Origin of the sequence: Nocardioides sp. (assembly GCF_050246775.1) — a bacterium.
Taxonomy (GTDB): Bacteria; Actinomycetota; Actinomycetes; order Propionibacteriales; family Nocardioidaceae; genus Nocardioides.
Genome location: NZ_JBFWVK010000004.1, coordinates 11,644 through 35,483 on the forward strand (window position 1 = coordinate 11,644; position 23,840 = coordinate 35,483).

Sequence of the window (23,840 nt, forward strand, 5' to 3'; positions counted from 1 at the left end):
GGACCAGTGAGTAGCGCACGCCCCGACATCGTGGTTGCCATCGACGGACCGTCGGGCTCCGGCAAGTCGAGTACGTCGCGTGGCGTCGCCTCCAGGCTGGGACTGCGCTACCTCGACACAGGCGCCCAGTTCCGGGCGGTCACGCACTGGATGCTCAGCCACGACGTGGACCTCGCGGACCCGGACGCGATCGCGGCTCGGGCCGCCGAGCCACAGCTGCAGTCGGGCACCGATCCACTCCAGCCGACCATCACGGTCGACGGCGAGGACGTGTCGGTGGCGATCCGTGGGGAGGCCGTCACTGCTGCGGTGAGCCCGGTGAGCGCCGTACCCGAGGTCCGCGCGCGGCTGCTCGACCTGCAGCGCCGGATCATCGGCGACGGGGGCATCGTGGTCGAGGGCCGCGACATCGGCTCGGTGGTGGCCCCCGATGCCGACGTCAAGGTCTACCTGACCGCGGACGCGGCCGCACGCGCCGCGCGTCGGGCCGCCGAGGAGGGTGGTTCGGACCTCGCGGCGACCCAGGCATCCCTGGCCTCACGCGACCAGATCGACTCGGGTCGCGCGACTGCGCCGCTGGTCCTGGCCGACGGTGCGGTCCACCTCGACAGCACCTACCTGTCCCTGGACGAGGTCATCGACAAGATCGTGTCGTTGGTCCCGTGAATCACGCCCATCCGCCGCGCACGATCGACGTGCCACCGATCCGCGAGCGCACCTTGCAGCTCCTGCGCCCGTCGGTGCGCGCGGTCATGGGGCGACGCTGGGACGTCCGGCTCCACGGCCTCGAGCAGGTGCCTGCCGGTCCGCACATCGTGGCCTCCAACCACCTCGGGCTGATGGACGGTCCGCTGTTGGCGGCCTACCACCCCCATGCCGTGCACGCGCTCACCAAGCAGGAGATGTTCCACGGGGTGCCGGGGCTCGTCCTGCGGGCCGCCGGTCAGGTCTCGCTGGACCGGTGGAGTGCCGACCCAGGGGCGATCAAGGCGTGCATCCGGATCCTGCGCGACGGCGGCGTGGTCGGTGTCTACCCCGAGGGTGGGCGCGGCGCCGGCGAGTTCACCCAGATCCGGGCCGGGGCGGCCTACCTGGCGCTGGTGACCGGCGCCCCGGTGGTGCCGCTGGCCGTCTTCGGCACCCGGGACCCCGGTGGTGACACCAACTCGCGGCCGCGCCGTGGCGCGCCGATCGACTTCGTGTACGGCGCTCCGGTGCGGATCGAGCCGGTGGCCTTCCCACGGACCCAGGAACAAATCCGCCGGTCGACGGTGTTCCTGCACGAGGCGCTGTGCGCCCACCTCGACGCTGCCCGAGCCCTCACCGGACGTGAGCTGCCCGGACCCCTTCCCACCGAGAGCCCGTCAGCGACGGCCTCCACCAAGGAGCACATCGATGACTGACGTCACCGAGACCACCGACCCCACTGCCGGCCCGACGCCCGTCCTGGCGGTCGTCGGCCGCCCCAACGTCGGCAAGTCGACCCTGGTCAACCGCATCATCGGCCGGCGCGAGGCCGTCGTCGAGGACAAGCCCGGTGTCACCCGTGACAGGGTCTCCTACGACGCCAACTGGAACGGGCGAGCCTTCACCGTCGTCGACACCGGCGGCTGGGACCCGGATGCTCGCGGGCTGGCGGAACGGATCAAGGCCCAGGCCGAGATCGCGGTCACCCTCGCTGACGCCGTCCTGTTCGTCGTGGACGCCACGGTGGGCATCACCGACCACGACGAGGCCGTGGTCAAGGTGCTGCGCAAGTCCGGCAAGCCCGTCGTACTTGCTGCCAACAAGGTGGACGACGAACGCACCGAAGCCCAGGCCTACGGGTTGTGGAACCTCGGGTTGGGTGAGCCGCACCCGGTCTCAGCCGTCCACGGTCGTGGCTCGGGTGATCTCCTCGACGCCATCCTGGAAGCCCTGCCGGAGACTCCGGAGCTCAACTACGACCCGCCTGGTGGGCCGCGCCGGATCGCGATCGTGGGTCGCCCCAACGTCGGCAAGTCGTCGTTGCTGAACAAGCTCGCGGGGGAGGAGCGCGTCGTGGTGGACGACGCGTCCGGCACGACGGTCGACCCGGTCGACGAGCTCGTGCACTTCGGGGGCAAGAACTGGCGGTTCATCGACACCGCGGGGATCCGCAAGCGGATCAAGGAGGCCTCCGGGCACGAGTACTACGCCTCCCTGCGTACGGCGACGGCGATCGAGCGCGCCGAGGTGGCGGTCCTCGTGGTCGACGGGTCGCAGTCGATCTCTGAACAGGACCAGCGCATCATCCAGACCGTGCGCGAATCGGGACGAGCGCTGGTGATCGCGTTCAACAAGTGGGACCTGGTCGACGAGGAGCGCCGCTACTACCTCGACCGGGAGATCGAGCGCGAGCTCGTCCAGGTGCAGTGGGCGCCGCGGATCAACCTGACGGCGCGCACCGGGTGGCACATCGACCGTCTCACTCCGGCTCTGGAGCGGGCGATCGAAGGGTGGGAGACCCGGATCTCCACTGGCCAGCTCAACGCCTTCCTCGGACGCCTGGTGCAGGAGCACCCGCACCCCGTGCGTGGCGGCAAGCAGCCGAAAATCCTGTTCGGCACCCAGGCGGGCACCGCACCGCCTACCTTCATCTTGTTCACCAGTGGCAAGTTGGACGCCGGCTACGAGCGGTACATCGAGCGTCGCCTGCGCGAGGAGTTCGGTTTCGTCGGCACGCCGATCAACATCTCGGTGCGGCCGCGGGAGAAGCGGAAGAGGTAGTCATGCGTCACGTGGTCCGGGCTTTGTTGGCCTCCAGCGTCGTGCTGGCGTGCGGGGCGTCCGCCTTTGCGGCACCGCCGCCGCCGGTCCCGGCCCGCGGGACCCTGGCTGGGACGTCGTGCACGGTGTTCCCCGACGACAACTACTGGAACGCCGACATCTCCGGTCTGCCCGTGCATCCGCGCAGCGCGTCGTGGCTGGCCCACATGTCGACCAGTCGCCGCCTGCACCCGGATTTCGGGCCGTCGTACGGCGACGGACCCAACTACGGGATCCCGGTGACGATCGTCAGCAGGAGCCATCCGAAGGTGCCGGTGCGTTTCGACTACGCGAGCGAGAGCGACCGGGTGCGCTATCCCCTCGGGGCCGACACCAAGATCGAAGGTGGGCGTGCCTCGGGAGGCGACCGACATGCCATCGTCGTCAACAAGGACACCTGCCGGCTCTTCGAGACCTATGCCACCCGCCTGGCCGGTGGGCGCTGGCGGGCCGGATCCGGGGCAGTGTGGGCGTTGGGCAGCAACAGGCTGCGTCCCGACGGGTGGACGTCGGCTGATGCCGCCGGGCTGCCGATCCTGCCGGGCCTGCTGCGCTGGAAGGAGGTGAAGGCAGGGAGCGTCGACCACGCGATCCGCTTCACCACCGATCGGACGGCCCGGTCACACGTGTGGCCGGCTCGCCACGACGCGGGCTCCGGTGGGATCGCCAACTTCCCGCCGATGGGTGCCCGGTTCCGGTTGCGGGCCTCGTACGACGCGTCTGCGCTGGGACCGCGAGCCCGGGTGGTGGTGCGGGCGATGAAGACCTACGGGCTGGTGCTGGCGGACAACGGGTCGCCGTGGTTCTTCCAGGGTGAGCGCAACGCGAACTGGCCCGATCGACTGGTCTCGGACCTGAAGCTGATCCCCGCCCGCGCCTTCGTCGCCGTCGACACCAGGTCCCTGCGCGTGGACCGGAACAGCGCCCAGGTCGCCACTCCGTGAACCTGCGGCCGGGCGATGCGAGCAGTCGCTTGAGCCTGCGGTAAGGTTCTGTCCGCCCGCCCACCGGCGGGCGGTTTCGGGCTGTAGCGCAGCTTGGTAGCGCACCTGACTGGGGGTCAGGGGGTCGCAGGTTCAAATCCTGTCAGCCCGACAATAATTGGGTCCCTCACCTGTTTTCGTGCAGGTGAGGGGCCCTTTGCTTGTGACGCGGGGCGTGTCCCGCTCCCGGGTATCAGGGCGCGCATCCAACAACTCTCCTGACCGCCCGTCATCGATTGGCTGCTCGGAACGTCCTTCTCACTGAGACGAGGGAGTGCCGCTGTGCGGTGCCCGAATGCCGAGAAGCGAGGCCAGTGCGTGACCACCCGGAGAACCACCCGATTCCGACGAGCCGCGGCGTGGGTGATGACCTGCGCGACCGCCGTGTCGATCTGCCTGACCCCGCTGGGGGTGGCCTCGGCCACAGCCGAACCACCGCCGACGCCTGCCGCCGAGTTCACCGCACCCACCTGCCCCGGGACGACGGAGCACGACCCGACCGACGCCGCCGGCCCTGTGGCTGACCTGACCGAGGTGTTCGGTCGTCGCCTCGATGCCTACAACGAGGGCCGAGTGGTTCCGTTGTACGACTACTTCGGGGACAGTCAGGGGGCGTTCCCGCCGCTGTGCGGGGTCCGCTACGACGCCACTGTCGCTGGACCGGTCTCCCAGTGGATGTTCTGCACCGACATCAAGTACCTGGCCTGTGGAGGGGTCGACGCTCTCGGCAACATCATCGAGGAGGACCGCGCGAACACCTACCCGGTCGATCCCATGGAGGACCTGCCGACCAACCCGAAGCTCGATGCCGATCAGGAGAAGCTGATCTCCTACCTGGTGCAGCAGGGGCACAGCTACGCCGGTGTCGGCGCCTACTCCCTCGGCGGGGTGGACAGGGCCACGGCGGACCTGGGCTCCGACGAACGCCGGGCCTTGCAAACGCTGATCTGGTGCATCAGTGACCCTGACGTCGCCGCCAACGTCCCCGACTTCGCAGCGACGTGCGCCGCCAACATGGACGCCGCCGAGCAGGCTCGTCTGCTGACGATGATCCCGGACGTCGCCGTGCTGCAGCTGCAGTTCGTCGGCGACCTTCCGGACCTCGAGGTGGGCGCCACCGCCAGGTTCCGCATCACCACGAACGTCTACAACCAGCCGATCCAGCTCGTTGCGACGCCTGCAGGGCCGGTGTCTGTCCGGGTCTGCTCAGGCGACGCGACACTCGCGGGGACGACGCTCACCGTGGCGGGTGACGATCCACAGGCGACCAGTGACATCGAGGTGTGTGTCACGACCACGGAGTCGGGGACCGTTTCGCTGAATGCCTCTGCCCAGCCACCCTCGACTCAGCACATCCTGTGGGCGCAGAGCCCGACGCGGGGACCGCACGGTCAACCCTGTCAGGTCTTCGCCAACTTCTCCCGCGAGCATCAGGTCACCACGTCGACACGCGCCCAGGTGCGCTTCGTCGCCGGCCCCAAGGCCGCCCCGAGGCTGCGGACGCGAGTCACTGACGCCCACGTCCGGCCGGGAGCCACTCTGCGGGATCGGGTCCAGATCAATGCCCTGGCGACCCCTTACCAGGGCATCGCCACGGCACGGCTCTACGGCCCGTATTCGACGAAGCCCGGCGCCGCGGACTGCCGCAAGCGAGATCTGGTGGCCACCGTGAGATTCAACGCTCGCAACGGGACGATGCGAACACCCGGAGTGAAAGTGAGCGAGACCGGCTACTACACCTGGGTCGCCTCGTTGAGCGGTGACCGGCTCAATGAGCCCGCCTCCCATCGGTGTGGGCTCGCCTCCGAGACCACCCTGGTGCAGAAGCGACAGGTCAGGCACACGATCGCGATCAACTCCGGCTTCGAGGGTCGGCTTCCCACCACGGCACTGATGCGAGTAGCTCACCCGTCGAGGCTCACGTTCGAGGCGGCTGGGGTCGCCGCGTCGGTGATGCCGGTCGGCATGGTCGGCCACTCGATGGCGATGCCCGGGAGCACCCACCGACTCGGGCGTCTCACCCGCACTGCCGCGCCGGGCGACAAGATCGGCACGGCGGTGATCGCCGGACACATCAGCGACGACCACAACGTGCCAGGGGCCATGTGGGGCCTGAAGCGGGCATCGAGGGGCGACGTCTTCTCCTACACCCAACCGTCAGGTGCCACACAACGCTACCGCGTCGTCTCGGTGCGGTCCTATGTGCGCGGGCGGCTGCCGCAGAGGATGTTCAACACCGGAGGACGCCCGCGAGTTGCGCTGGTGACCTGCTCCGGGATCAAGGTCACTGGCCGGCACTTCCACTACACCAGGAACCTGGTGGTCATGGGGGTACCCATCGGCTAGGCGCGGGTAGGTGAAGGGCCCTGACCTGCAGTTGAGCAGGACGGGGCCCTTCGCAGCTCCGTGGGATGGTGCCGCTGAGCGGGCGACTGGCGCAGTCCGGTAGGCGAGCCGTGCAGCGCTGCTGCCGGTTGTTGAATCAACCGGCGACCACGTAGGCCGCGGTGCTGGGAAGCCCCAAGAGCCCGTCCCGCTCCAGGCCCTTGGCCCGCTCACGGAACTCTCGCTCGGCCGATCTGCGCACCTCGGTCGTTTGGGCCAGGAACGTCTGGCCAGCGGTAGCCACGCCACCCGCGATGCCTCTCCAGAGCGCGTCAGCGCTGATCGTCCAGTCCCAGGTGACTTCAGTGGCCGTGATCGCCTCGAGACCCGCGTCCTCGGTCAATCCGCGCAGCCCGTCGACGGACCGTTCGAAGTCCAGGTCTGCGCTGAGATGGCTGCTCGGAAGCGCAACGACGCCAGCGGCACCGAACGCTTCTGAGACCAGAGTCGCCCACGCCGGCCTGTGAGCAGTCCAGACCGTGATGGCGACTCGTCCACCGGGGCAGGTGACGCGGGCGAGCTCTCGCACGGCCGCTCGAGGATCGGGGACATGATTGATCACGAAGTTGGCGGTCACCGCATCAAACGTGCTGCCATCGAACGGGAGGTCTGGCAGCCGAGCCTCGATGACCCGCCCGGGAACCACGGTCGACGTCATGCTCACCATCTCCGGATCGGCGTCGACCGCGACCACGGTCCGGCCCAGGGCTGCCGCACGAGCGGCCAGGCTGCCGGTGCCTGAGCCCACATCAAGGTGCAGGGCGCCTGCGGTGTCGGAGAGCAGACGCCCCACCGGGCCCTCGCACAGCGTGGCGAAAGATGCGCGGTAGGCGTATGACTGTCCACTCCAGTTGCTCACCGCGGAACCCTATGCCCTGGTCGGTCTAGCTCCTCTGGACGAACGCCAGAACCGCGAGCACGCGACGGTTGCTACCGGCATCGGGGAGCAGTTCGAGCTTGGTGAAGATCGTGCTCACGGCCGGCTCGACCGTCTTGATGCTCAGGTGGAGCTCCTCGCAGATGGCTGCGTTCGACAGGCCGCGAGCCATCAGCTCCAGGACGTCACGCTCGCGTGGGCTCAGTCCTTCCAGGTGACCGGCCCGGCGCTCCCGGCTGATGACCTCGGACAGGCTCAGGTGCTGGAGCACGAGCGCCGCCTGGGCGACGAGGTCGTCCACGAGCCTGGTCTCACGCACCGACAGCGACTCACCGCGATGGATGCTGAGGGCCCCGACGACCGCTTCTTGGCGCAACACCGCACGCACCTCCACGCCGTTCGTCCGACGCAGTACGTCGAGGGTGGTGGCGGTGAGGTCGTCGGTCGGATCCGGCCACGCTCCTACGGCATAGAGCTCGTTCGCGGCCCCCATCCACAAGGTCGCGCTGCTCGCGCCCATGGACTCTCCGACTGCCCGGGCGAGGTCGGCGGGGAGGTCGTCGGAGTCGGGTGCGGTGCGCGACATCCACGTCAGCGCCGAGTACGACGCGACGTGGTGACCGTGGACGATCGCCCAGCCGGCCGCGACGGGAAGAAGGGTCGCCGAGATGAGTCCGGGACGCGGCGTACCCCACACAGCGAGGCCAACCAGGAGCGCGCCCACCGAGATCGCCGCGGCCCCGACCATCCAGGTGAGCTGGCGCCGGGCCACTCCATCGGCCGAGCGCCATCGCACGATGACCACCACCACCCACAGGATCTGGAACGCCGCGAAGGTGGGATGGGCGATGGCTGACCACCACGTCTCGACCGGGTCCGGGGTGGTGGGGTTGATCGGGTGGGGCGTCAGGACGCCCGCCGACCGGTAGTCGACCGGCCAGAGCCCAGACAGCGTGGCGCAGAGACCGGCCAGGACGACCACCGCCAGCGCCACCACGCGCCAGCGAGGGGTCGGCAGCCGGCCGTCGGGGAAGCAGATCACGGCGAAGGTGCACAGGGCGAGGGCGATCGGCAACGGCCACACGCCGACCCAGCCCCACCACCGGCTCGACTCGGCGGCGGAGGTGTGGCCGATCTGGCGGCCCAGGAACATCAGGGCCTCCACGACGCCGGCCGCCATGAAGAGCACGCCCTCGCGGTGGCCCGGTCGCTGGTAGAGCACATAGGCGCCGACAAAGGTGAAGGAGACCGCCAGCAGCCCGTTGTGCAGATTCGGCGTCCACATGCCGCGGGCGGACCCGACGGCGACCATGACGACGACCAGGCTGGCCAGCACCAGGGGCACGAGCCCACGCACTTCCCGAGCGCCGGATGCCGTCACGACGCCATCGTGACACGGGAACCGGCCGGTCCCGGGCAGGGTTTTCCCTGTTTCTCACCGTCAGGGTCAACCCCGTGGTGGGTGAGCGGACGTGACAGCGACGGTGGGGGTCCACCGTCATCACGAAGGGATCCGCCGTGACCATCACGACTGGCTCATCAACCACCGACCACCGCACGTTGACGCCCACTGACCACCTGTTGAACGCCGCGCTGCTCGTAGCGCCCATGATCTACCTGGCTGCGGACTCGACGTACGCCACCCGGGGATGGGACGACGCGACCGCCGGCGTACTGCATGTGATCGGCGCCATCGCCTACGGCTTCGTGGTGTTGCGGGTGGCCGCGTGGCTGCCGGTGGACTCCAGGCTGGCTGCTGTGATCCTGTTCACCGGTCTCGTCGGGGTCGTGGGGAACGCCGCCTACGGCTTCGAGGCGATCCACATGTCGCTGGGCGACACCCAGCTCGTCGACCAACCGGGGGCCGCCAACCTCATCAAGCCCCTCGGCCTCTTCTTCCCGTTGTCGTTCGCGCTCGTCGCGCTGGCGCTGCTCAGGCTGGGACATCGCTGGCAGGCCCTGTTGACGCTCGTCGCGATCCTCGCCTGGCCGGTCGCGCACATCGGAAACCTCCCCGCGGTGGCGGTCCCCGTCAACGTCCTGCTCGTCATCGCCTTCGGGAGCCTGGTGTGGCCTCGGTCCGACTCCAGTTGAGCCGGCAGGGATCGGGTACGCCGCCGCCGTACTGTTTTTCGAGCCAACGCCCGCGGCGCAACCACGAATCTGATTCACTGGGAGCAGCCCTGCAGAGGGACGAGTTCGAAGAGGTCAGATGTCGCTGCGTGCCCTGGTGCACTCGAAGGTGGTCCTGTTCCTGGGAGTCGCCGTCGCTGTCGTCGTACCAGCGATCACCCTGCCCCGACTGCCCTCGGTGACGCTGTGGCCGGTGGCCCTGGGCCTGATCCCCTGGACGGTGGGCAAGTACATCCTGTGTCCGCTGCGCTGGCGGGTGTTGACCAACGCTCAACTGGGACGCTGGTGGCACACGCGTGCGTACGCCGAGTCCGAGCTGCTGGGGCTCCTCACCCCGGCCCACGTCGGGGCCGACCTCTGGCGGATCCGCCGGCTTCTGCACGCGGACGTCGCTCGCGGCGACGCCCTGGCCAGCGTTGCGATCGACCGCACCGTCGGTGCCGTCGGACTGGCGGTCTTCGTGGCCTTCGCCGGATCGGCCCTCCCACTGCGCATGCTGCTCACCGCTCTGGGGCTGGGCGTGGCGGCGATCATCGTGTTGCTCGTCCTGCGCAGGATGAAGCCGCAACTGTTGCCGACCGGACCGCTGCCCTCACCGAAGCGTCTCGTGCACGGTCTGGTCCTGTCGATGGGCTACCAGGCGACGATCGCGCTCCTGCTTCTGGGCACGCTGGGCGCGACGGGCCACACGCTCTCCCCGTTGGAGCTGCTGGGCGCCTTCGGGGCCAGCCAGATCGCCGGGGCCGTTCCCGGCCCCAACGGTGCCAGTCCCCGTGATGCGGCACTCGTGGTCGCGCTGGTGGCTCTCGGCATCCCCTGGGCTGCAGCCGCGGCCGCGGTGACGCTCAAGGCGGCCATCGCCTGGCTCCCGGCCCTGGCTCTGGGCGGCATCAGCCTGATTGCCACCCGTCGCCTGCTGCGTCAGACCTCCATTCCGGTCCCAGACGCCGCGTGACCACCGGCCCTGGGGCCGAGGACCTTGGGCAGGGGCCAGGAGGACCCTGCGCTGCGCAGACTGGCGGTGGAACCAAGGAGGGACATGGTTCAGACCGCGTTGTGGATTCTCAAGCAGGCCATGATCGTCGTCGGTGCCGTCGCGGCGTACTTCGGCGTCCGCGGCCTCACCGAGGGTGCGGCCGACCTGGCGATCCAGCACGCCCAGCTCATCGTCGGTTGGGAGCAGGATCTCGGCATCTACGTCGAGAAGGCCTTGGCGCAGCCGGTCGCCGCCTCGCCCGTTCTCTCCACCCTGGCCAACTGGGTTTACATCTGGGGGCACTGGCCGGTGATCGTCGCCGCGATGGTGTGGACCGGGATCCAGCACCGTCACGTCTTCCTCCGGCTACGCGACGCCATGATCGTGTCCGGGATCCTGGGCATGACGATCTTCGTGACCTACCCGGTCGCCCCACCCCGACTGGCCGGCCTCGGTTTCGTGGACACCGTCACCGAACGCTCGTTGTCCTACCGGGTGCTGCAACCCCCCGCCTTCGTGGACCAGTACGCCGCCATGCCGAGCCTGCACGCCGGATGGGACCTGTTGGTCGGGATCGCGATCGTGACCGCGGCCTCGTCGCTGGCGCTGCGTGCCTTCGGCTTCGCCATGCCCGTCCTCATGGCGATCGCCGTCGTGGTGACCGCCAACCACTTCATCCTCGACGTGGTCGTGGGCGTCATCCTGGTGCTGATCGGTCACCTGGCGGCGTTGGCCCTGGAGCGGCGCCGCGACCTCCGCTCGGACCTCGCCGCGCAGTCGGTGCGAGATCTGACGCCATGAACACGATCGCCGTCGCCCATCGGGCGGGCAACTCCCTGGCCGGACTGCACCTGGCGAACCTGTTGGGTGCCGACGTCATCGAATGCGACGTCCACCACCATCGCGGGCGACTCGAGGTCAGGCATCTGAAGACGGCCGGACCGTTGCCGTTCCTGTGGGATCGCTGGGAGCTGGTCCCGGCCTCGACACCGAGACTCGGCCTGCAGGAACTGCTCGAAGCCGATGCGCACGGCTCCACGTTCATGCTCGACCTCAAGGGCCCGGGCAGCCGAACAGGAGTCGCTGTCGCCCGGCTGTTGCACGACCTCGGACTGCGTCGCCGGCTCCTGGTCTGCGGCAGGCAGTGGTCGGCGGTCGAGGCCGTGGCCGACCTCGACTACGTCAACCCTGTGCTCTCGGCGCGCACCTCACGCGAGCTCGCTGCCCTGTGGCCTCGGTTGAGCCGCCGCAGCTTTCACGGCGTCTCGGTCCACCGATCCCTGCTCGACCTCGACGTCGTGAGCCGACTGCGCAGCAGCGTCGAGGTGGTGATGACCTGGCCGATCAACGATGTCCAGTCGCTCGAGCAGATGGTCGACCTCGGGGTCAACGCGATCATCAGCGACAACCCCGAGGTCCTGATGCAGGTGGTGTCGCGTCGGTGAGCCATAGACGAGGCCGACGAGCGAGATACCCGTGCCTGAGGAAGTCCCAGCCAGCGCCCCACAGGTCATCGGCGGTCAGGGTGCCCGATCGCCGTCGGGCTGCACGGCGTACCAGTTGCCACCGTTGAGGAACACGTCGTGGCACTTCACCTCGCGCTTCGTCTCATGTGCGTAGAAGTACAGCGGGTGCCCGTCGTAGGTGACCTGGCTCGTCCCGTCCGTACGACGAGTGGTGCCGAGCAGTGACTGCCTCACCCGGTCTCCGGCACGCGGGTCGCCGTTGGTGAGCACTGGTGGCCAGGCCTCGGCGCAGGCGTCGTAGCAGCGGGGCCGCCCTGCCTCGACATCGAAGATGTAGATCGCCTGGCCGGTGCCGTCGAACAGGATCGTGCCCACGTCGCTCGCTGCAGCGACGATCGTCCGGCCGCTCGGTCTCGGCGTGGCCGACGGGGCAGAGGATTCCTCGGGTGCAGCCTCGGCTCTGTCGCTCCTCGACGGTGACGACGAGGGGGTGCTGCCGTCGGTCGCGGGCGTGACCTGATCCTCACCGCAGGCCGACAGTGCGCCGAGAAGCAGGATGGCTCCGTATCGTCGAGTCCTCACCCGGCCAGTGTGCCCTTCTGGGCGCCGAGGCGGGGAGATGTGATCAGTGCGCCGAGCCACACCCCCACCACCATGGCGGCGACCACCACGAGCGAGGAGACGTTGAGCTGCGCCATCCCGGAGAGGCCGTGGCCGAGGTTGCACCCCCCGGCGATCCAGCCACCCGCACCCAGCAGCAGGCCGCCCGCAGCAAGCCTGGGAAGGCGACGGGTCTCCTCACCTCGGATCCAGACGCCGCCCGATGCCCGCGCGGACAGGTGGCCGCCTGCCACGATTCCCGCCAGGAAGGCGACCAGCCAGTAGTTCGGAGACCCGGCGGCGACGCTCGCGACGGCGCCGACGGAGCTGGGGCCGAAGCTGACACCCCCGAAGGAGGCCAGTGCCCAGCCGGCGCAGATCGCCACCCCGAGCCCGGCGCCCAAGCGTCGCCAGCCCCACTGCCAGTCGTGGCCGGGGAGGTCGCGACCGGGCCGAAGCCAGAGAGCCGCCGCGACGAGGACCAGCAGCAGAACAGCGACGACGAGACGGGGGAGTCCGAGCAGGCCGGGGATGGTGGCACCTTCTCCACCCGCGAGCACCGTGGGACCAGGCAGGGTCACTTGTCGGGCGACCAGTTCGCCAGCCCCCCACCCCGCGAGCCCGACCACGGCGCCGAGCATCCCTTCGCCCAACTTGTAGAAGAGCCCGGAGATGCAGGACGAGGCGACGACCATGCCGAGGCCGATGAGCAGTCCTCCCGTCACGTTCGCCACCGGTCGGAAGGCCAGGCCCTGGTTGAGACCGCCGGTGCCCGGGAGGACGAGCAGCACCGAGAGGCCCACGGCGCCGATGGCCACCCCGAGTCCCCACCCTCGAACCAGCAGCAGGCCGCCGTCCAACGAGGAGCGGATGGCGGAGTGGAAGCACAGTTGTCCGCGCTGCAGCACGTAGCCCATGAGCACGCCGGCGAGCACTCCGGTGATCACCGCGATGATCACGGGCGGCACCGATGTGCGCCGCTCAGAGCGGTGGTCCTCATGGGTCTCCAGCTTCGGGTATGTGGACCTCAGGGTACGTCGCCACCCAACTGACGGCGCCTCGATGAGGTCGACGTCATGGCCGATGACTCGGTGAGGACCGCCCTACCCGACCTGGCACACCAGGGGTGGGATGCCCGGTGCGCGAGCACCGGTGCAGCCTGCTCGGCACGCTCCTCCTCAGCGCACGTACCCGATCAGCGACGGTAGGTGGTGTCTCGCCGTCTACCAGCAGACCCCTGTTCCCGAGACCGCGTGATTCGCCGCGGGGTCATGCCCGGTACGCCGGGAATGTCATCGAACCGCAATACGGCTGTTCGACACGTTGTCACGAGGGCACGGCAGTGTCTGAGGTGGAGCCCCGGGATGCGAGATACCGGCGCATCGTCGTCACGGCGTCCACGACCTGGACAGTGACGAGGGGAACAACTCGAACGAGAGGGGAGCCACATGCTCACCATGACTCAGGAAGCCTCGTCAGTCGTCCGCAAGTTCACTGCCAGCCCGCGGCTGGACGAGTCATCGGGAGTGCGTATCGGGGGCCGCTCCGATGCCCGCAACCTCAGCGTTCGGGCAGTCAATGGGCCCCACCCCGGTGACCTGGTCATCGAGGAGTCCGGAGCTCGTCTGTACCTCGAACCCGAGGCGGCGGGGCGGGTGCGAGGCAAGGTGCTGGACGTCCGCGACGCCACCGCAGACCGTGTGGAGTTCCTGCTCACGGCTTCCTGACCCGGCGAAGTCGTTGGTCAGCTGGTCGATGGGCCGCTCGATCGCGCGCCTGCCGTTTGTGGCTACGACCGTCACGCTCCTTTCGGTCGTGGCCTCAGGGGGCCTTCACAGGGATCCGTACGGCGATCTGCCCGCGGCGTATCCGCGAGGCGCCCTGAAGCAGAGGCTGTCCACACGCCTGCCTGCCAGTGGACCTCGAGTCCCGGCGTCGGCTGGAACCGGCTGCGATGCCTGACGGCCTGCCCTGACTACCAGGCATCGCAGCCCGGGACTGAACGTGGGACTCCCTGGGAGGGACCACGACAAGCTGGGTGCCCGACTACGAGTCGGTCGTCGTGACCCGCACACGTTCTGTCGTCGCGCCCCAACCTGCTGGCCCCTTCAGCGTGTCCCCCGGACCACGACCATGCTGGGGAGCAGAGATGACGGTCAGTCGGTCGATCAGTTTGCGATTGCATGACATTCCGGGACGACCCGGACAGAACCGCTCCCCTTCGAGGTGACGGTGGCACCATGGCGCCATGGCTTCGACTCGGGTGCTCGTCCTGGAGGACGACGACGGTATCCGCATGGCGCTGCGCATGGCGCTGGAGGATGCGGGCTACCTCGTCGTCGAGTGTGCTCGAGCCGAAGAGGCCTTGAGAGCCGTGGAGGAAGAGCCGGTCGACCTCATGTTGGTGGACCTGATGCTGGGGGGGATCGACGGCTTCACGTTCATCTCACGGGTCCGGTCGACGACGCATGCGCCCATCGTCGTCGTGAGCGCGCGGGAAGGTACTGGCGATATCGTCAATGCCCTCGAGGTCGGCGCGGACGACTATGTGACCAAGCCCTTCGTGGTCGAGGAAGTGCAGGCTCGGTTGAAGGCTCTCCTGCGCCGTCCGAGCATCGCCGAGCCCGAGACCGGCCGTGACCGGACTGAACGTGTTCGGCTGTCCGATGGCGCAGACCCGCTGGTGATGGACCTGGCCGCTGCGACAGTGAGCAGGGGAGGCCAGCGCATCCATCTGACGAAGACGGAATATCGACTCTTGGAGGTCCTGACGGCGAACGCAGGTCGAGTCCTGCCCCGGCGCACATTGTTGGAGCGGGTCTGGGAACACGGGTTCTACGGTGACGAAAGACTGGTGGACGTCCACGTTCGTCGTCTCAGGAGCAAGATCGAGCCGCACCCCAGCGAGCCGCAACTCCTGATCACGGTTCGAGGACTCGGGTACCGGCTGGACCTTCCATGACCCGTCGAGTCCCGCCGAGGGGGCTGCGAGCGACAGTCACCTGGGCATTCGCGGCTGGGGCCCTCTGCCTTTCCGTCCTGCTCGCCGTGGGCACCTACGCGCTCTCACGGCATTACTTGATCGAACAGCGTGAGCGCAGCGCCCAACGGCAGGCATTCTCCAACGCGGCCGTGGTCCGTCAGGGCCTGCTCGCGGGTGACCGGGAAGTCAGCGAGATTCTGGGCTCGGTCGCCCCGCCGCCTGACTCCACGATCCTGATCAGGCGAGGGCAGGACTGGTACTCCTCCTCCCTGGACGTGACATCGAGGGACCTTCCCCCTGGCTTGCGGTCGACCGTCGAAGCTGGATCGGCAGCGACCTCCTGGACGGCGACGACGGACCCCAACGCTGTGGTGGTCGGGGTGCCGCTGCCGGCGGCGGACGCCGACTACTACGAGATCGCGATCGTGCGGGAACTGGACCGGACGCTGACGACCTTGCGCTCTGCCCTGGCGGTGTGCGCTGCCATCACGACGATCGCAGGGGCCGTCCTCGGTCTGGTCGCTTCCAGACGGTTGCTGGCCCCCCTCCAGGAGGTCACCGCGGCCGCGGCCAGGGTCTCGGCAGGCGACTTGAGCACTCGGCTCGACCAGACCGACGACCCAGACCTGGCTGCGCTCGTCGGGTCCTTCAACTCCATGGTCGATGCCCTCGACGACAGGATCCAGCGCGACTCGCGCTTCGCCGCCGATGTCAGTCACGAGCTCCGCACGCCTCTGACGACCCTGATCACCAGCGTCAGCGTGATCCGACATTCTGGTGCGCTGACGCCACGTGCCACCCAGGCGATCGAACTCATGTCGGGCGAACTCGAGCGCTTCCGCCAGTCGTTGGAGGACCTCCTGGACCTCGGGAGTCTCGAAGCAGGTGTGGCCGAGACCGACCTCACCCTCGTGGATCTGCACCCCTTCATGCGCAGGTTACTCGAGGCAGACGGCCGATCGGCCTCGCTACTGGTCGGTGCCGACGATCGAAGCGCGAACGCGCAGGAGGTGGGAGTGCTGATCGATCGCCGTCGGATGGGCAGGGCCTTCACCAACCTCTTCGCGAACGCCGATCGCCATGGTGGCGGGCTTCAGCGCGTGCGTGTCATCGAGCACACCGAGTTCGCGGACGTGCACGTGGAGGACGACGGGCCCGGTGTGCCGCCTGAAGAGCGCGAGCACATCTTCGAGAGGTTCGCCCGCGCTGGCTCCAGGGGTTCGCACGCCGGCACTGGGCTCGGCCTGAGCATCGTCGCCGAGACCGTACGACTGCACGGGGGAAGTGCTTGGTGTGCCGAGAGCCCCGGCGGCGGAGCACGTTTCGTCGTGCGAATCCCGCTGCACCATGCCGATGGTGAGGACAGCACGTGAACCGCGCCTGGAGTGCCAGTGTGGTGGTGGGCCTGCTCATGGTCGGCACCCTCGCGAGTTGCGGTCTGCCGTCCGGCGAGGACACCGCCACTGTGTCGGACGATGCGGTGCCCTTCGGGCTGATGGCGCCGACCGATTCCGCGTCTCGGCCCGGAAACGACTCGCCGACGCCCGTCGAGCCTGGTGAGCCGGCGGTGATCTGGGTGAACGGCGCGGACCGGCTCGTTGCCCTGCCCGAAGGCTCGAGTGCCACAGGAGACCCGGAGCGCCTCGTGGCCGAGGTGCTCGAGCGCCTTGTCGACGGCCCGACGGACGCCAGCGCCGGCGGCCTCAGTACGGCGCTGGCACCGGACGTGGGCCTGGCGCTGGTCGACCTGGACCGAGGCGCTGCCGTCATCGAGGTCGATCCCGGAACCCAGCGGCCCAGTCCAGAACAGCTGCCGCTTGCGGTCGGTCAGATCGTCCTCAGCTGTGTCTCCGTCCCTGGAGTCGATCAGGTCCAACTACTCACTGATGGTGAGCCGATCGACGTGCCGCTTCCGGGGGGCGCTCTCAGCTCGGGTCCGCTCGGGCGCAGCGACTACAACGAACTGCTGGCGCAGTGAGACTCGAGGCTGGCACTGCCTGTCTCGGCTCAGCTGCAGAACCCGCCCCGCAGGGATTTCGGGAGTCCCTGCGTCGACCACGTGGCTCCCTCCATGTCAATCGCCCCCTGCAACCCGGTGCGGCGCAGCATGTGGACGCTGCGCCGGGAGGGGTTGCGCAGGACGACTCGGACCCGTCGGGCCATGCATCGACGCTTCGCCCACAGCATGGCGGCCACAGATGCGGCCGTCAGCCTCTCGACCCGCGACACGTCGATCACCAGCGTCGACTCGCCGTTCGACAGAAGGTCCTCGAGGCCCCATCGGAGCTCGGCGATGCCCTCCGTCAGGCGCCCGTCCTCGAGCCAGACGACCGCGTCGTCGTCGACCACGGGCGCCTCCTGCCGATCGCTTGGCTTGTGTCTCATGTCCGTGCTCGCCTCCTCGCATCAGGTGCCCATGCTGCCCGGCAGAGGTTGCAGCCCACACCCGGCAACATTGCGAGTTCATGACGAGGTCGTCGCCCTTCATCACTCCCCGGTGACCACCACGGAGAACGCGATCGTCCGGCTGGTGGGCTCGCTCGTCGTCGCAGTCAGGGCTCCCTGCGGCCCCGTCGCGACCGGCCCGGAGGAGTCGACCAGGATCGAGCTGACACCTCCACCGCCGCCCACCGAACTGTCCGCACGCAACGTCTGTTCGCCTGGCGGAGTCCAGGTCACGTTGTTGCCGGACTTCTGGCCGTAGTACGTCAGCACCCAGGACCCTGGGTCTGTCACCTGCACCGCGGGCGAGGTGTGATCGGTCTGCGAGCTCAGAACGACCGATGCCTGAGAAGTGGCCACGGTGGGGGCGGTGCCGCGGTAGGCCGCCACAGTCATGGTCGACTTCAGCAATGCGCTCGTCGAGGTCGTGACCCGCGTTCCCGGATCGGCAGCGGTTGCCGTGCGTGTCCACAGCCGTCCACGGAAGCCGGTGGAGTCGACTGACTGCACCGCCGTCCAGCCGGTGGGGCCGGTGACCGTGCCGTTGGAGCTGTTCAGGGTCATGAACAGCACCAACGTGTCGCCCGGTTGGGTCGCCGCCGGAACTGTCACCGAGTGCGCGCGACGGTTGCCGCTCGTCTCCGACGAGCCCACGAAACTGACATCCGACGTTGCTTGAGCCGGATCGGCCACCCGGGTAGTGCTGTTGGTGGCACCTTGGTTGTCGGTCACCGTGAGACGGACAGTGCGCTGTCCACTGGAGTCGTATGCGTGGGAGGTCTGTGCGCCCGTCCCATTGGTGCCGTCGCCGAAGTCCCAGGCGTAGCCCGCAACCGACCCGCCGTTGTCACTGGACCCTGACGCATCGAACTGGCACGTCAGCCCCGCACACGAGACCGTGAAGGAGGCCACGGGAGGAGTGTTGGGGGGCGTGCCTGCGCCGTCACCCTGGTAGATGAACATCGCCCGAGCCGCCCATGCGTTGCCGTCGATCCCCGGTCCTGAGATCGTCGCCGCCGTGCCCGGGACTGGAGCTCCCGCGCTGGGCGAGTCGGACCAGTCGATGCGATGCAGGTTGCCCTCCGCTGTGCCCCAGTAGAGCTTCCCCCCACTGGTGAACAGGCCGCGCACCTGGCCGAAGTCGATCCCAGCCACGCTGCCGCTGGCCACGAGCCTCTTGGCGCCGACGACGTCGCTCTCCGCGGTGAAATATCTGTAGTACAGCTGGTCGGAGCCGCCTCGGGTGAAGTAGATGCGGCCCGAGTCGTAGAACATGCCGGTGGCCTGCTGGATGTCTGAGGCCCAGTCGGCCAGAGGGACGTTCTCGTCCGAGGTGTCGACCGCCACCGGGGCGCCGTACGTCGTCCCGTCGAACGCACGCCGCGTGAACGTGCCGTCTGACCAGGCCGTGTACAGCTGTCCGTTGAGCATGAAGGCGCCGCGCAACGCGTTCCAGTCCAGGCCGCCACCCTGCACGTCCGACGTCGCGCCGGCGCTGGACCCGTCGAAGCTGCGACGAACGATCGTGGGATCGGTCGGAGGCGGTGAGCCGAGGTCCGTACGGCGGATCTCGATGCCGTTGACGAGTGGATTCTCCGTCACGTGGCCGAGATCGATGTCCACGTTGCCGTCGCTGACGATGTCGAAGCTGCGCTCGAACCCGACGTCATGTCCCTCTTCGGCCACCATGTCCAGGTCGGCCAGCCGACGTACGCCGTCGATGTCGACGTTGAAGACGCGTTGCCCGACACCCTGGGTGCAGGTGCACCGGTTCGCCAGGTACAGCCTGACCTCCACGGGGGTCCCTGTCGGCACGGCGAAGTCCCACTGCTGTTCAGGGTCGCCCGCCGGGTCCCACAGTTCCGAGCTGAAGATGTCGCGGGGCGTCCCGGCGGAAACGGAGGCATCGAGCGTGGGGACAGTTGCATAGGTCGCGCGACTGCTACCCGCGTTGTGGTGCGGGCTCGGCGAGGCATCGGTGTCTCCCTGCCAGTCGATACCCGAATCGGCGACCAGGGCAGGGCCCCCGGCGTTGACCCGGTAGAGCACGCTCGGGTCGGTGACCTGGCCGCTGACGCCGGCCAGATAGACGTCGTTGGGCAGCGAGGGCGTGGCGATGCCTGGGATCTGGCTGCCTCCGGCCGCCGGCATCAGCGCGATCCTGGACTTGGACTGACCACCGATCCGAGTGGTGTCGGAGGCCACCCACAGACCCTGCGAGGTGTACAGGAAGTCGAAGACACCCACTCCTCGGTCACGGGTCGGGTTCCAGGAGAACGGCAGCCCGTTGATCGGGTCGAGCGCGGCGATGCCCGGCCGGGACACGGAGCCGGGACCAGCCCGATCACCGGCGAAGGCATTGTTCTGCCACCGCTGGTGGCCGCCGACGTACACCGCCGACGAGGTGATCTCCACGCCGTACGTGGTGTCGCCACCGGTGTAGTCGACCCAGGAGGGCGCGAGGTTCGTCCCCGATGAGTCGGTCTCCCAACGAGACGTGGTGTCGCACGGCCCCTCGGAGCCGCCGTACGCACCGGTCGTCGAGATGACGAGGAAGGAGCCGTCCGGCGAGAAGTCGAGGTCCCGCATGTAGCTGTCGAACGCGCCGGCCGCGCAGGGCGGTGTGAAGAACGGCGTCGCATAGTCCGCCAGCTGCGACGAGGCACCGGACAGGTCGAGCATGAAGAACTGGGCCCGGTTCGCGCCGTTCACGGCATCGAAGTTGCCGATCACGGCGAGCCGGTCTCCGTCGGGGGTGACGTCGATCTTGCTGACGCGGGTGCCGCCCCCGTTGTGAACGCCGCTGATCGTCTCATCCATGAATCCGTCGAACACGCCCGTGGCGGGGTCGACCGTGGCGAGTGCGCGCTGGGCGTGGTTCTGGATCTGCGCGAAGCTGCCGGCAAGCCAGAGCCGCCCCTCGCTCAAGCGCAGGTCACGGATCGCCCCGCTGATGCTCCCGGCGTTGAAGCTCGTCAGCACCGCACCGTCGGAGACCCGGACCCGGGCCACCCGGGACCGGGTGACACCCCCGATGCTGGTGAAGGAGCCGCCCACGTAGACCGAGGTGCCGTCACCTGCCGGGAGCACGACATTGACCCCGCCGTTCGGCGCGGGGTCGAAGGAGTTGCTGATCTGGCCGGTGGTGGCATCGAAGGCCAGCAGCCGGGAACGAGTGAGCTGCGCCTGGCTCCCGTCGTTGCGGGCTGTGGTGAACGTGCCTCCCAGCACGATCTGCCCCCCGACCTGGACGACGGAGTTGACGCGTCCGTTGAGCACGTGAGGCGTTCCTGGCGCCGGGCGCTCACTGACCAGAGTGCCCGGCGGTGAGTCCACCGCCATGCTGCTGGGAGTGCCCACCAGCAGCAGGCCGACGGAGACCAAGGCGGCCGAGACGAGGAGCGATGCGAAACGTTGGAACATGGGTCCACCCATTCACGAGAGTATTTCCAGTGACCTGGGCAGGCCTCGGCTTTCAAGAAAGCCGCGCTCAAAAACTCAAACACACCGCAGTTGCCAGCTGAATGGCCTCCCCGGACCAGCCACACCACCTGATCGACCTAGGGGCGATCCTGTGGTGACCCCAGTGTCTGTCGCAGGACGAGTGTGATCGGCGCATCGATGTCGGGGCCTGCGGCCTGCCAGCTGACGGACCTTCGGCCCTCCAGACGGCAACGGTTCTGCGTTGTGCTGGCATCAGGAGGCGACCAGACATGTCCAACCCGACGCCGAAGCTCGACGCCCGTCATGGCAGGCGTCTGGGCGAGCATCCAGCGACCGCGGCCGTGGTGATCGTGGGCGCGGCTACGGCGATCTCAATCCTGGCCCCTGATCTGGTCACGGGCAGCGCGCACGAGCACCTGCCCCTGGCTGCTCTCACGGTGTGGCCGTGGGCGGCAGCCGCGGTGGGTTACGTCCTGATGGCCGGGCGGCATGACTATTCCCGCGACCTGGTGCTCGCGGTGTCCTTCGTGTGGGTCCTGGTCGCGATCCTGGCGGTCGGCGTACCGACCCTGGTGACAGGCACCGACCCGACCCACGTTCCGCTCGCCGCTCTGATCGCGCCTCCCTTCGGAGCGGTCATCACCGGTTTCCTGTGCATCGCGCACGCGCGAGCGCCCTCCACGAGAGAAAGCAGGACGAGTCATGGCTGAGTCGAATGCTGGCGCCGCTGGCGGCGGCGCCATCTACGGGCTGGGCATCTTCGGAGCCCTGGTGTTCTTCTGGCAGCAGGCCTCTGGCTTCTGGGAGCATCTGTACGCCGTATTCCAGGGGATCTTCTGGCCCGCCTATCTGGTGTACGAGGCGTTCTCTGCCCTGGTACACCGGCACTGATCTCGCAGGAACGGCAGATGACCCGAGGGTGGCGCGTCCTGGCGGGTGTGGAAGTCGCGGGCGCCGCAGTGGCCGTCCTGGCCGACTGGTTCGTTCCCTCCCTCGTCCTGGTAGGGATGGCGACGTTGTCGTTGGTCGTCCGCCGCGACGGGCCGGGGTCTCTCGGCTTCCGACGGCCACCCCACCCATGGCGTCTCGCCGGTCAGATGCTCCTCGTCTCGCTCGCTGTGTCGCTGCTGGACGTCGGGTTGCTCATGCCGATCGCCAACCATGTCAGCGGCACCCGTCAGGACCTCAGTGACTTCGCCGACCTGCAGGGCAACCTCGTCCTGCTGGCCCTCTTCATCGTCCTGGGCTGGACCCTGGCCGCGCTCGTCGAGGAGACAGCTTTCCGCGGCTATGTGTTCACCCGGCTCACCGACGTCCTGGGCGTCGGATCCTCTGGCGTCGCTGTCTCCCTGGTCCTGTCCTCGGTCCTCTTCGCCGCCATCCACTCCGAGCAGGGGGTGGTGGGACAGGTCGTGGCGGGTGTCGACGCCCTCCTCTACGGAGCGCTGCGCGTGTGGAAGGCGACGTTGTGGGCGCCGGTGCTGACCCACGGCTTCGTCGACACGGTGGGCTTCGTGGCGTTCTTCCTGGTCGGTCCGACGTACGGCCTCTGGTAGCGCGACCCCGGGGTTGGCCTCACCCGGTCGGGGCATATCCGGCGCTGAGATCGTGCCGGACCCCAGTGTTCGGCAACGGCCATCGATTCGATCCTGACGCGAGTCCTATGGTCGATGCAACGGACTGGAGGACCTCATGACGAACCTGCACATCGTGAACATCCTGCTCGGCCTCAGCATCGTCTGCATGGCGTGTTCGGTGTACGCCGGGATGCTCTCCTCCTTCATCCTGGCGATCATCTGCACGGTGTTCGCGGGTGCCAACCGACACTACGAGCTGGCCAAGCAGTAGCCGGTCCTGACCACCGGCCGTCGGCCGGCGGGGTGCGTTGCGCGACAATGCGGACATGAGCCTGGGAGTGGTGCCGACGCCCGATGACGGGGTGCGGCTCAGCGGCACCATGCCGTGGGATGAGACGACCCGGCCAACCGGCCCTGCGACCCCGGAGGTCGACTACACCCCCAACGGTCGCGCCGTCGCCGGACACCTGGTGGAGGTTCACGACCACCTGCGTGCCGAGTTGGCGCAGGTCCGCGCGATCGTCGCGCAGGTGCGCGCGGGCGCCCTGGAGATCGCTGCAGCCAGATCGGACATCAACGAGATGACGATGCGCCAGAACACGTGGACGATGGGCGCCTACTGCGCGTCGTACTGCCGCCTGCTCACCCAGCACCACTCCCTGGAAGACCAGGGCATCTTTCCGCACCTGCGGGCAGCCGAGCCGGGCCTCGCGCCGGTCATCGACCGACTCCGCGAGGAACACCTGGTCATCCACGACGTGCTGGAGAACCTCGACCGTGCCCTCGTGGCACACGTGGCGGCCCCCTCGGACTTCACCGGGCTCGAGGACGCTGTGAACCTCCTGCACGACACCCTCCTGTCGCACCTGTCCTACGAGGAACGGGAGTTGGTCGAGCCGCTGGCCCGGCATGGGATGTTCGGCGGTCAGGTCTGACGTAACGTCGAGTGATGGATCGCCACGAACACCGGGTGACCGACGTACCGGCCAGCTTCAGTGAACGACAGCGCATCCGCAGGCGTCGCTACTTCATGATCATGGGCACCTGTCTGGTGCTGATCATCCTGGCCTGGAACGTGGTGCGCCTCTTCTCGGTCCCGATCGCCGTCGCGATGACGCTCGTGGCCGCGGTGCTGCCCCCGATCGCGGCCATCGTCGCCAACCGTCACGACGACTGAGCTGGGCCCG

25 protein-coding genes and 1 tRNA gene are annotated in these 23,840 nt (G+C 68.5%); 20 read left to right on the forward strand and 6 right to left on the reverse strand.

Going from position 1 to position 23,840, the window contains the following annotated elements:
• Positions 1 to 6 precede the first annotated feature (6 nt).
• The 6 genes from cmk (at position 7) to AB7I40_RS16955 (ending at position 6,116) form a co-directional block, all read left to right on the forward strand.
• Positions 7 to 666, forward strand: coding sequence for a (d)CMP kinase (gene cmk, locus AB7I40_RS16930; RefSeq protein WP_428344309.1), 660 nt, complete (start codon positions 7 to 9; stop codon positions 664 to 666).
• The gene (locus tag AB7I40_RS16935) at positions 663 to 1,403 is read left to right on the forward strand and encodes a lysophospholipid acyltransferase family protein (protein ID WP_428344310.1); all 741 of its coding nucleotides are present in this window, start codon (positions 663 to 665) and stop codon (positions 1,401 to 1,403) included. The genes cmk and AB7I40_RS16935 overlap by 4 nt, the downstream gene beginning before the upstream one ends.
• Complete coding sequence (gene der / locus AB7I40_RS16940; RefSeq protein WP_428344311.1) at positions 1,396 to 2,748, forward strand: ribosome biogenesis GTPase Der; 1,353 nt, start codon at positions 1,396 to 1,398, stop codon at positions 2,746 to 2,748. The genes AB7I40_RS16935 and der overlap by 8 nt, the downstream gene beginning before the upstream one ends.
• Positions 2,749 to 2,750: 2 nt before the next feature.
• Complete coding sequence (locus AB7I40_RS16945; RefSeq protein ID WP_428344312.1) at positions 2,751 to 3,731, forward strand: hypothetical protein; 981 nt, start codon at positions 2,751 to 2,753, stop codon at positions 3,729 to 3,731.
• Positions 3,732 to 3,808: 77 nt separating this feature from the next.
• Positions 3,809 to 3,882 (forward strand) — tRNA-Pro (locus AB7I40_RS16950).
• 206 nt (positions 3,883 to 4,088) lie between these two features.
• Positions 4,089 to 6,116 (forward strand): class F sortase, encoded by a 2,028-nt coding sequence (locus tag AB7I40_RS16955; RefSeq protein ID WP_428344313.1) that lies wholly within the window; start codon positions 4,089 to 4,091, stop codon positions 6,114 to 6,116.
• 136 nt (positions 6,117 to 6,252) lie between these two features.
• Here the strand turns inward: AB7I40_RS16955 and AB7I40_RS16960 are convergent, their stop codons facing one another.
• Both AB7I40_RS16960 and AB7I40_RS16965 read right to left on the reverse strand, forming a co-directional pair.
• Positions 6,253 to 7,014, reverse strand: coding sequence for a class I SAM-dependent methyltransferase (locus tag AB7I40_RS16960; RefSeq protein WP_428344314.1), 762 nt, complete (start codon positions 7,012 to 7,014; stop codon positions 6,253 to 6,255).
• Between the two features lie 25 nt (positions 7,015 to 7,039).
• A complete protein-coding gene (locus AB7I40_RS16965; protein WP_428344315.1) occupies positions 7,040 to 8,413 on the reverse strand; it encodes a LuxR C-terminal-related transcriptional regulator in 1,374 nt (457 codons plus the stop codon).
• A gap of 137 nt (positions 8,414 to 8,550) precedes the next feature.
• Between AB7I40_RS16965 and AB7I40_RS16970 the strand changes: the two genes are divergently transcribed.
• The 4 genes from AB7I40_RS16970 (at position 8,551) to AB7I40_RS16985 (ending at position 11,586) form a co-directional block, all read left to right on the forward strand.
• Complete coding sequence (locus tag AB7I40_RS16970) at positions 8,551 to 9,126, forward strand: hypothetical protein (RefSeq protein ID WP_428344316.1); 576 nt, start codon at positions 8,551 to 8,553, stop codon at positions 9,124 to 9,126.
• Between the two features lie 118 nt (positions 9,127 to 9,244).
• Positions 9,245 to 10,120 carry a lysylphosphatidylglycerol synthase domain-containing protein gene (locus AB7I40_RS16975; protein ID WP_428344317.1) on the forward strand — a complete coding sequence of 292 codons (876 nt, stop codon included), beginning with the start codon at positions 9,245 to 9,247 and terminating at the stop codon, positions 10,118 to 10,120.
• 84 nt (positions 10,121 to 10,204) lie between these two features.
• Positions 10,205 to 10,942, forward strand: coding sequence for a phosphatase PAP2 family protein (locus AB7I40_RS16980; RefSeq protein WP_428344318.1), 738 nt, complete (start codon positions 10,205 to 10,207; stop codon positions 10,940 to 10,942).
• Positions 10,939 to 11,586, forward strand: a complete 648-nt coding sequence (locus tag AB7I40_RS16985; protein ID WP_428344319.1) for a glycerophosphodiester phosphodiesterase — start codon at positions 10,939 to 10,941, stop codon at positions 11,584 to 11,586. The genes AB7I40_RS16980 and AB7I40_RS16985 overlap by 4 nt, the downstream gene beginning before the upstream one ends.
• A 75-nt stretch (positions 11,587 to 11,661) precedes the next feature.
• Here AB7I40_RS16985 and AB7I40_RS16990 read toward each other — a convergent pair whose 3' ends face one another.
• A complete protein-coding gene (locus AB7I40_RS16990; RefSeq protein WP_428344320.1) occupies positions 11,662 to 12,189 on the reverse strand; it encodes a COG4315 family predicted lipoprotein in 528 nt (175 codons plus the stop codon).
• Complete coding sequence (locus tag AB7I40_RS16995) at positions 12,186 to 13,166, reverse strand: YeeE/YedE thiosulfate transporter family protein (protein ID WP_428344321.1); 981 nt, start codon at positions 13,164 to 13,166, stop codon at positions 12,186 to 12,188. The genes AB7I40_RS16990 and AB7I40_RS16995 overlap by 4 nt, the downstream gene beginning before the upstream one ends.
• 489 nt (positions 13,167 to 13,655) lie before the next feature.
• On the opposite strand from AB7I40_RS16995, the gene AB7I40_RS17000 reads away from it, so the two are divergent.
• The 4 genes from AB7I40_RS17000 to AB7I40_RS17015 all read left to right on the forward strand — a co-directional run bounded on the left by AB7I40_RS17000 (position 13,656) and on the right by AB7I40_RS17015 (position 17,168).
• Positions 13,656 to 13,934 carry a Fe-S cluster assembly protein HesB gene (locus AB7I40_RS17000; protein ID WP_428344322.1) on the forward strand — a complete coding sequence of 93 codons (279 nt, stop codon included), beginning with the start codon at positions 13,656 to 13,658 and terminating at the stop codon, positions 13,932 to 13,934.
• A gap of 536 nt (positions 13,935 to 14,470) precedes the next feature.
• The gene (locus tag AB7I40_RS17005) at positions 14,471 to 15,169 is read left to right on the forward strand and encodes a response regulator transcription factor (RefSeq protein ID WP_428344323.1); all 699 of its coding nucleotides are present in this window, start codon (positions 14,471 to 14,473) and stop codon (positions 15,167 to 15,169) included.
• On the forward strand, positions 15,166 to 16,563 hold the full coding sequence (locus AB7I40_RS17010) for an ATP-binding protein (protein ID WP_428344324.1): 1,398 nt from the start codon (positions 15,166 to 15,168) through the stop codon (positions 16,561 to 16,563). The genes AB7I40_RS17005 and AB7I40_RS17010 overlap by 4 nt, the downstream gene beginning before the upstream one ends.
• Positions 16,560 to 17,168, forward strand: a complete 609-nt coding sequence (locus AB7I40_RS17015; protein ID WP_428344325.1) for a GerMN domain-containing protein — start codon at positions 16,560 to 16,562, stop codon at positions 17,166 to 17,168. The genes AB7I40_RS17010 and AB7I40_RS17015 overlap by 4 nt, the downstream gene beginning before the upstream one ends.
• 29 nt (positions 17,169 to 17,197) lie before the next feature.
• Here the strand turns inward: AB7I40_RS17015 and AB7I40_RS17020 are convergent, their stop codons facing one another.
• Positions 17,198 to 17,575, reverse strand: coding sequence for an STAS domain-containing protein (locus tag AB7I40_RS17020; protein WP_428344326.1), 378 nt, complete (start codon positions 17,573 to 17,575; stop codon positions 17,198 to 17,200).
• Between the two features lie 102 nt (positions 17,576 to 17,677).
• A complete protein-coding gene (locus AB7I40_RS17025; RefSeq protein ID WP_428344327.1) occupies positions 17,678 to 21,055 on the reverse strand; it encodes a PKD domain-containing protein in 3,378 nt (1,125 codons plus the stop codon).
• 290 nt (positions 21,056 to 21,345) lie between these two features.
• Between AB7I40_RS17025 and AB7I40_RS17030 the strand changes: the two genes are divergently transcribed.
• The 6 genes from AB7I40_RS17030 (at position 21,346) to AB7I40_RS17055 (ending at position 23,830) form a co-directional block, all read left to right on the forward strand.
• Entirely contained in the window at positions 21,346 to 21,786 is a 441-nt protein-coding gene (locus AB7I40_RS17030) for a hypothetical protein (protein WP_428344328.1), read from the forward strand.
• On the forward strand, positions 21,779 to 21,967 hold the full coding sequence (locus AB7I40_RS17035; RefSeq protein ID WP_428344329.1) for a hypothetical protein: 189 nt from the start codon (positions 21,779 to 21,781) through the stop codon (positions 21,965 to 21,967). The genes AB7I40_RS17030 and AB7I40_RS17035 overlap by 8 nt, the downstream gene beginning before the upstream one ends.
• A gap of 17 nt (positions 21,968 to 21,984) precedes the next feature.
• On the forward strand, positions 21,985 to 22,632 hold the full coding sequence (locus AB7I40_RS17040) for a lysostaphin resistance A-like protein (protein WP_428344330.1): 648 nt from the start codon (positions 21,985 to 21,987) through the stop codon (positions 22,630 to 22,632).
• A 136-nt stretch (positions 22,633 to 22,768) separates the two neighbouring features.
• On the forward strand, positions 22,769 to 22,924 hold the full coding sequence (locus tag AB7I40_RS17045; protein ID WP_428344331.1) for a hypothetical protein: 156 nt from the start codon (positions 22,769 to 22,771) through the stop codon (positions 22,922 to 22,924).
• 55 nt (positions 22,925 to 22,979) lie between these two features.
• A complete protein-coding gene (locus AB7I40_RS17050; protein ID WP_428344332.1) occupies positions 22,980 to 23,588 on the forward strand; it encodes a hemerythrin domain-containing protein in 609 nt (202 codons plus the stop codon).
• 14 nt (positions 23,589 to 23,602) lie between these two features.
• Positions 23,603 to 23,830: a DUF3099 domain-containing protein gene (locus tag AB7I40_RS17055; RefSeq protein ID WP_428344333.1), complete on the forward strand. Its 228-nt coding sequence runs from the start codon at positions 23,603 to 23,605 to the stop codon at positions 23,828 to 23,830.
• The last annotated feature ends 10 nt before the right edge of the window (positions 23,831 to 23,840 follow it).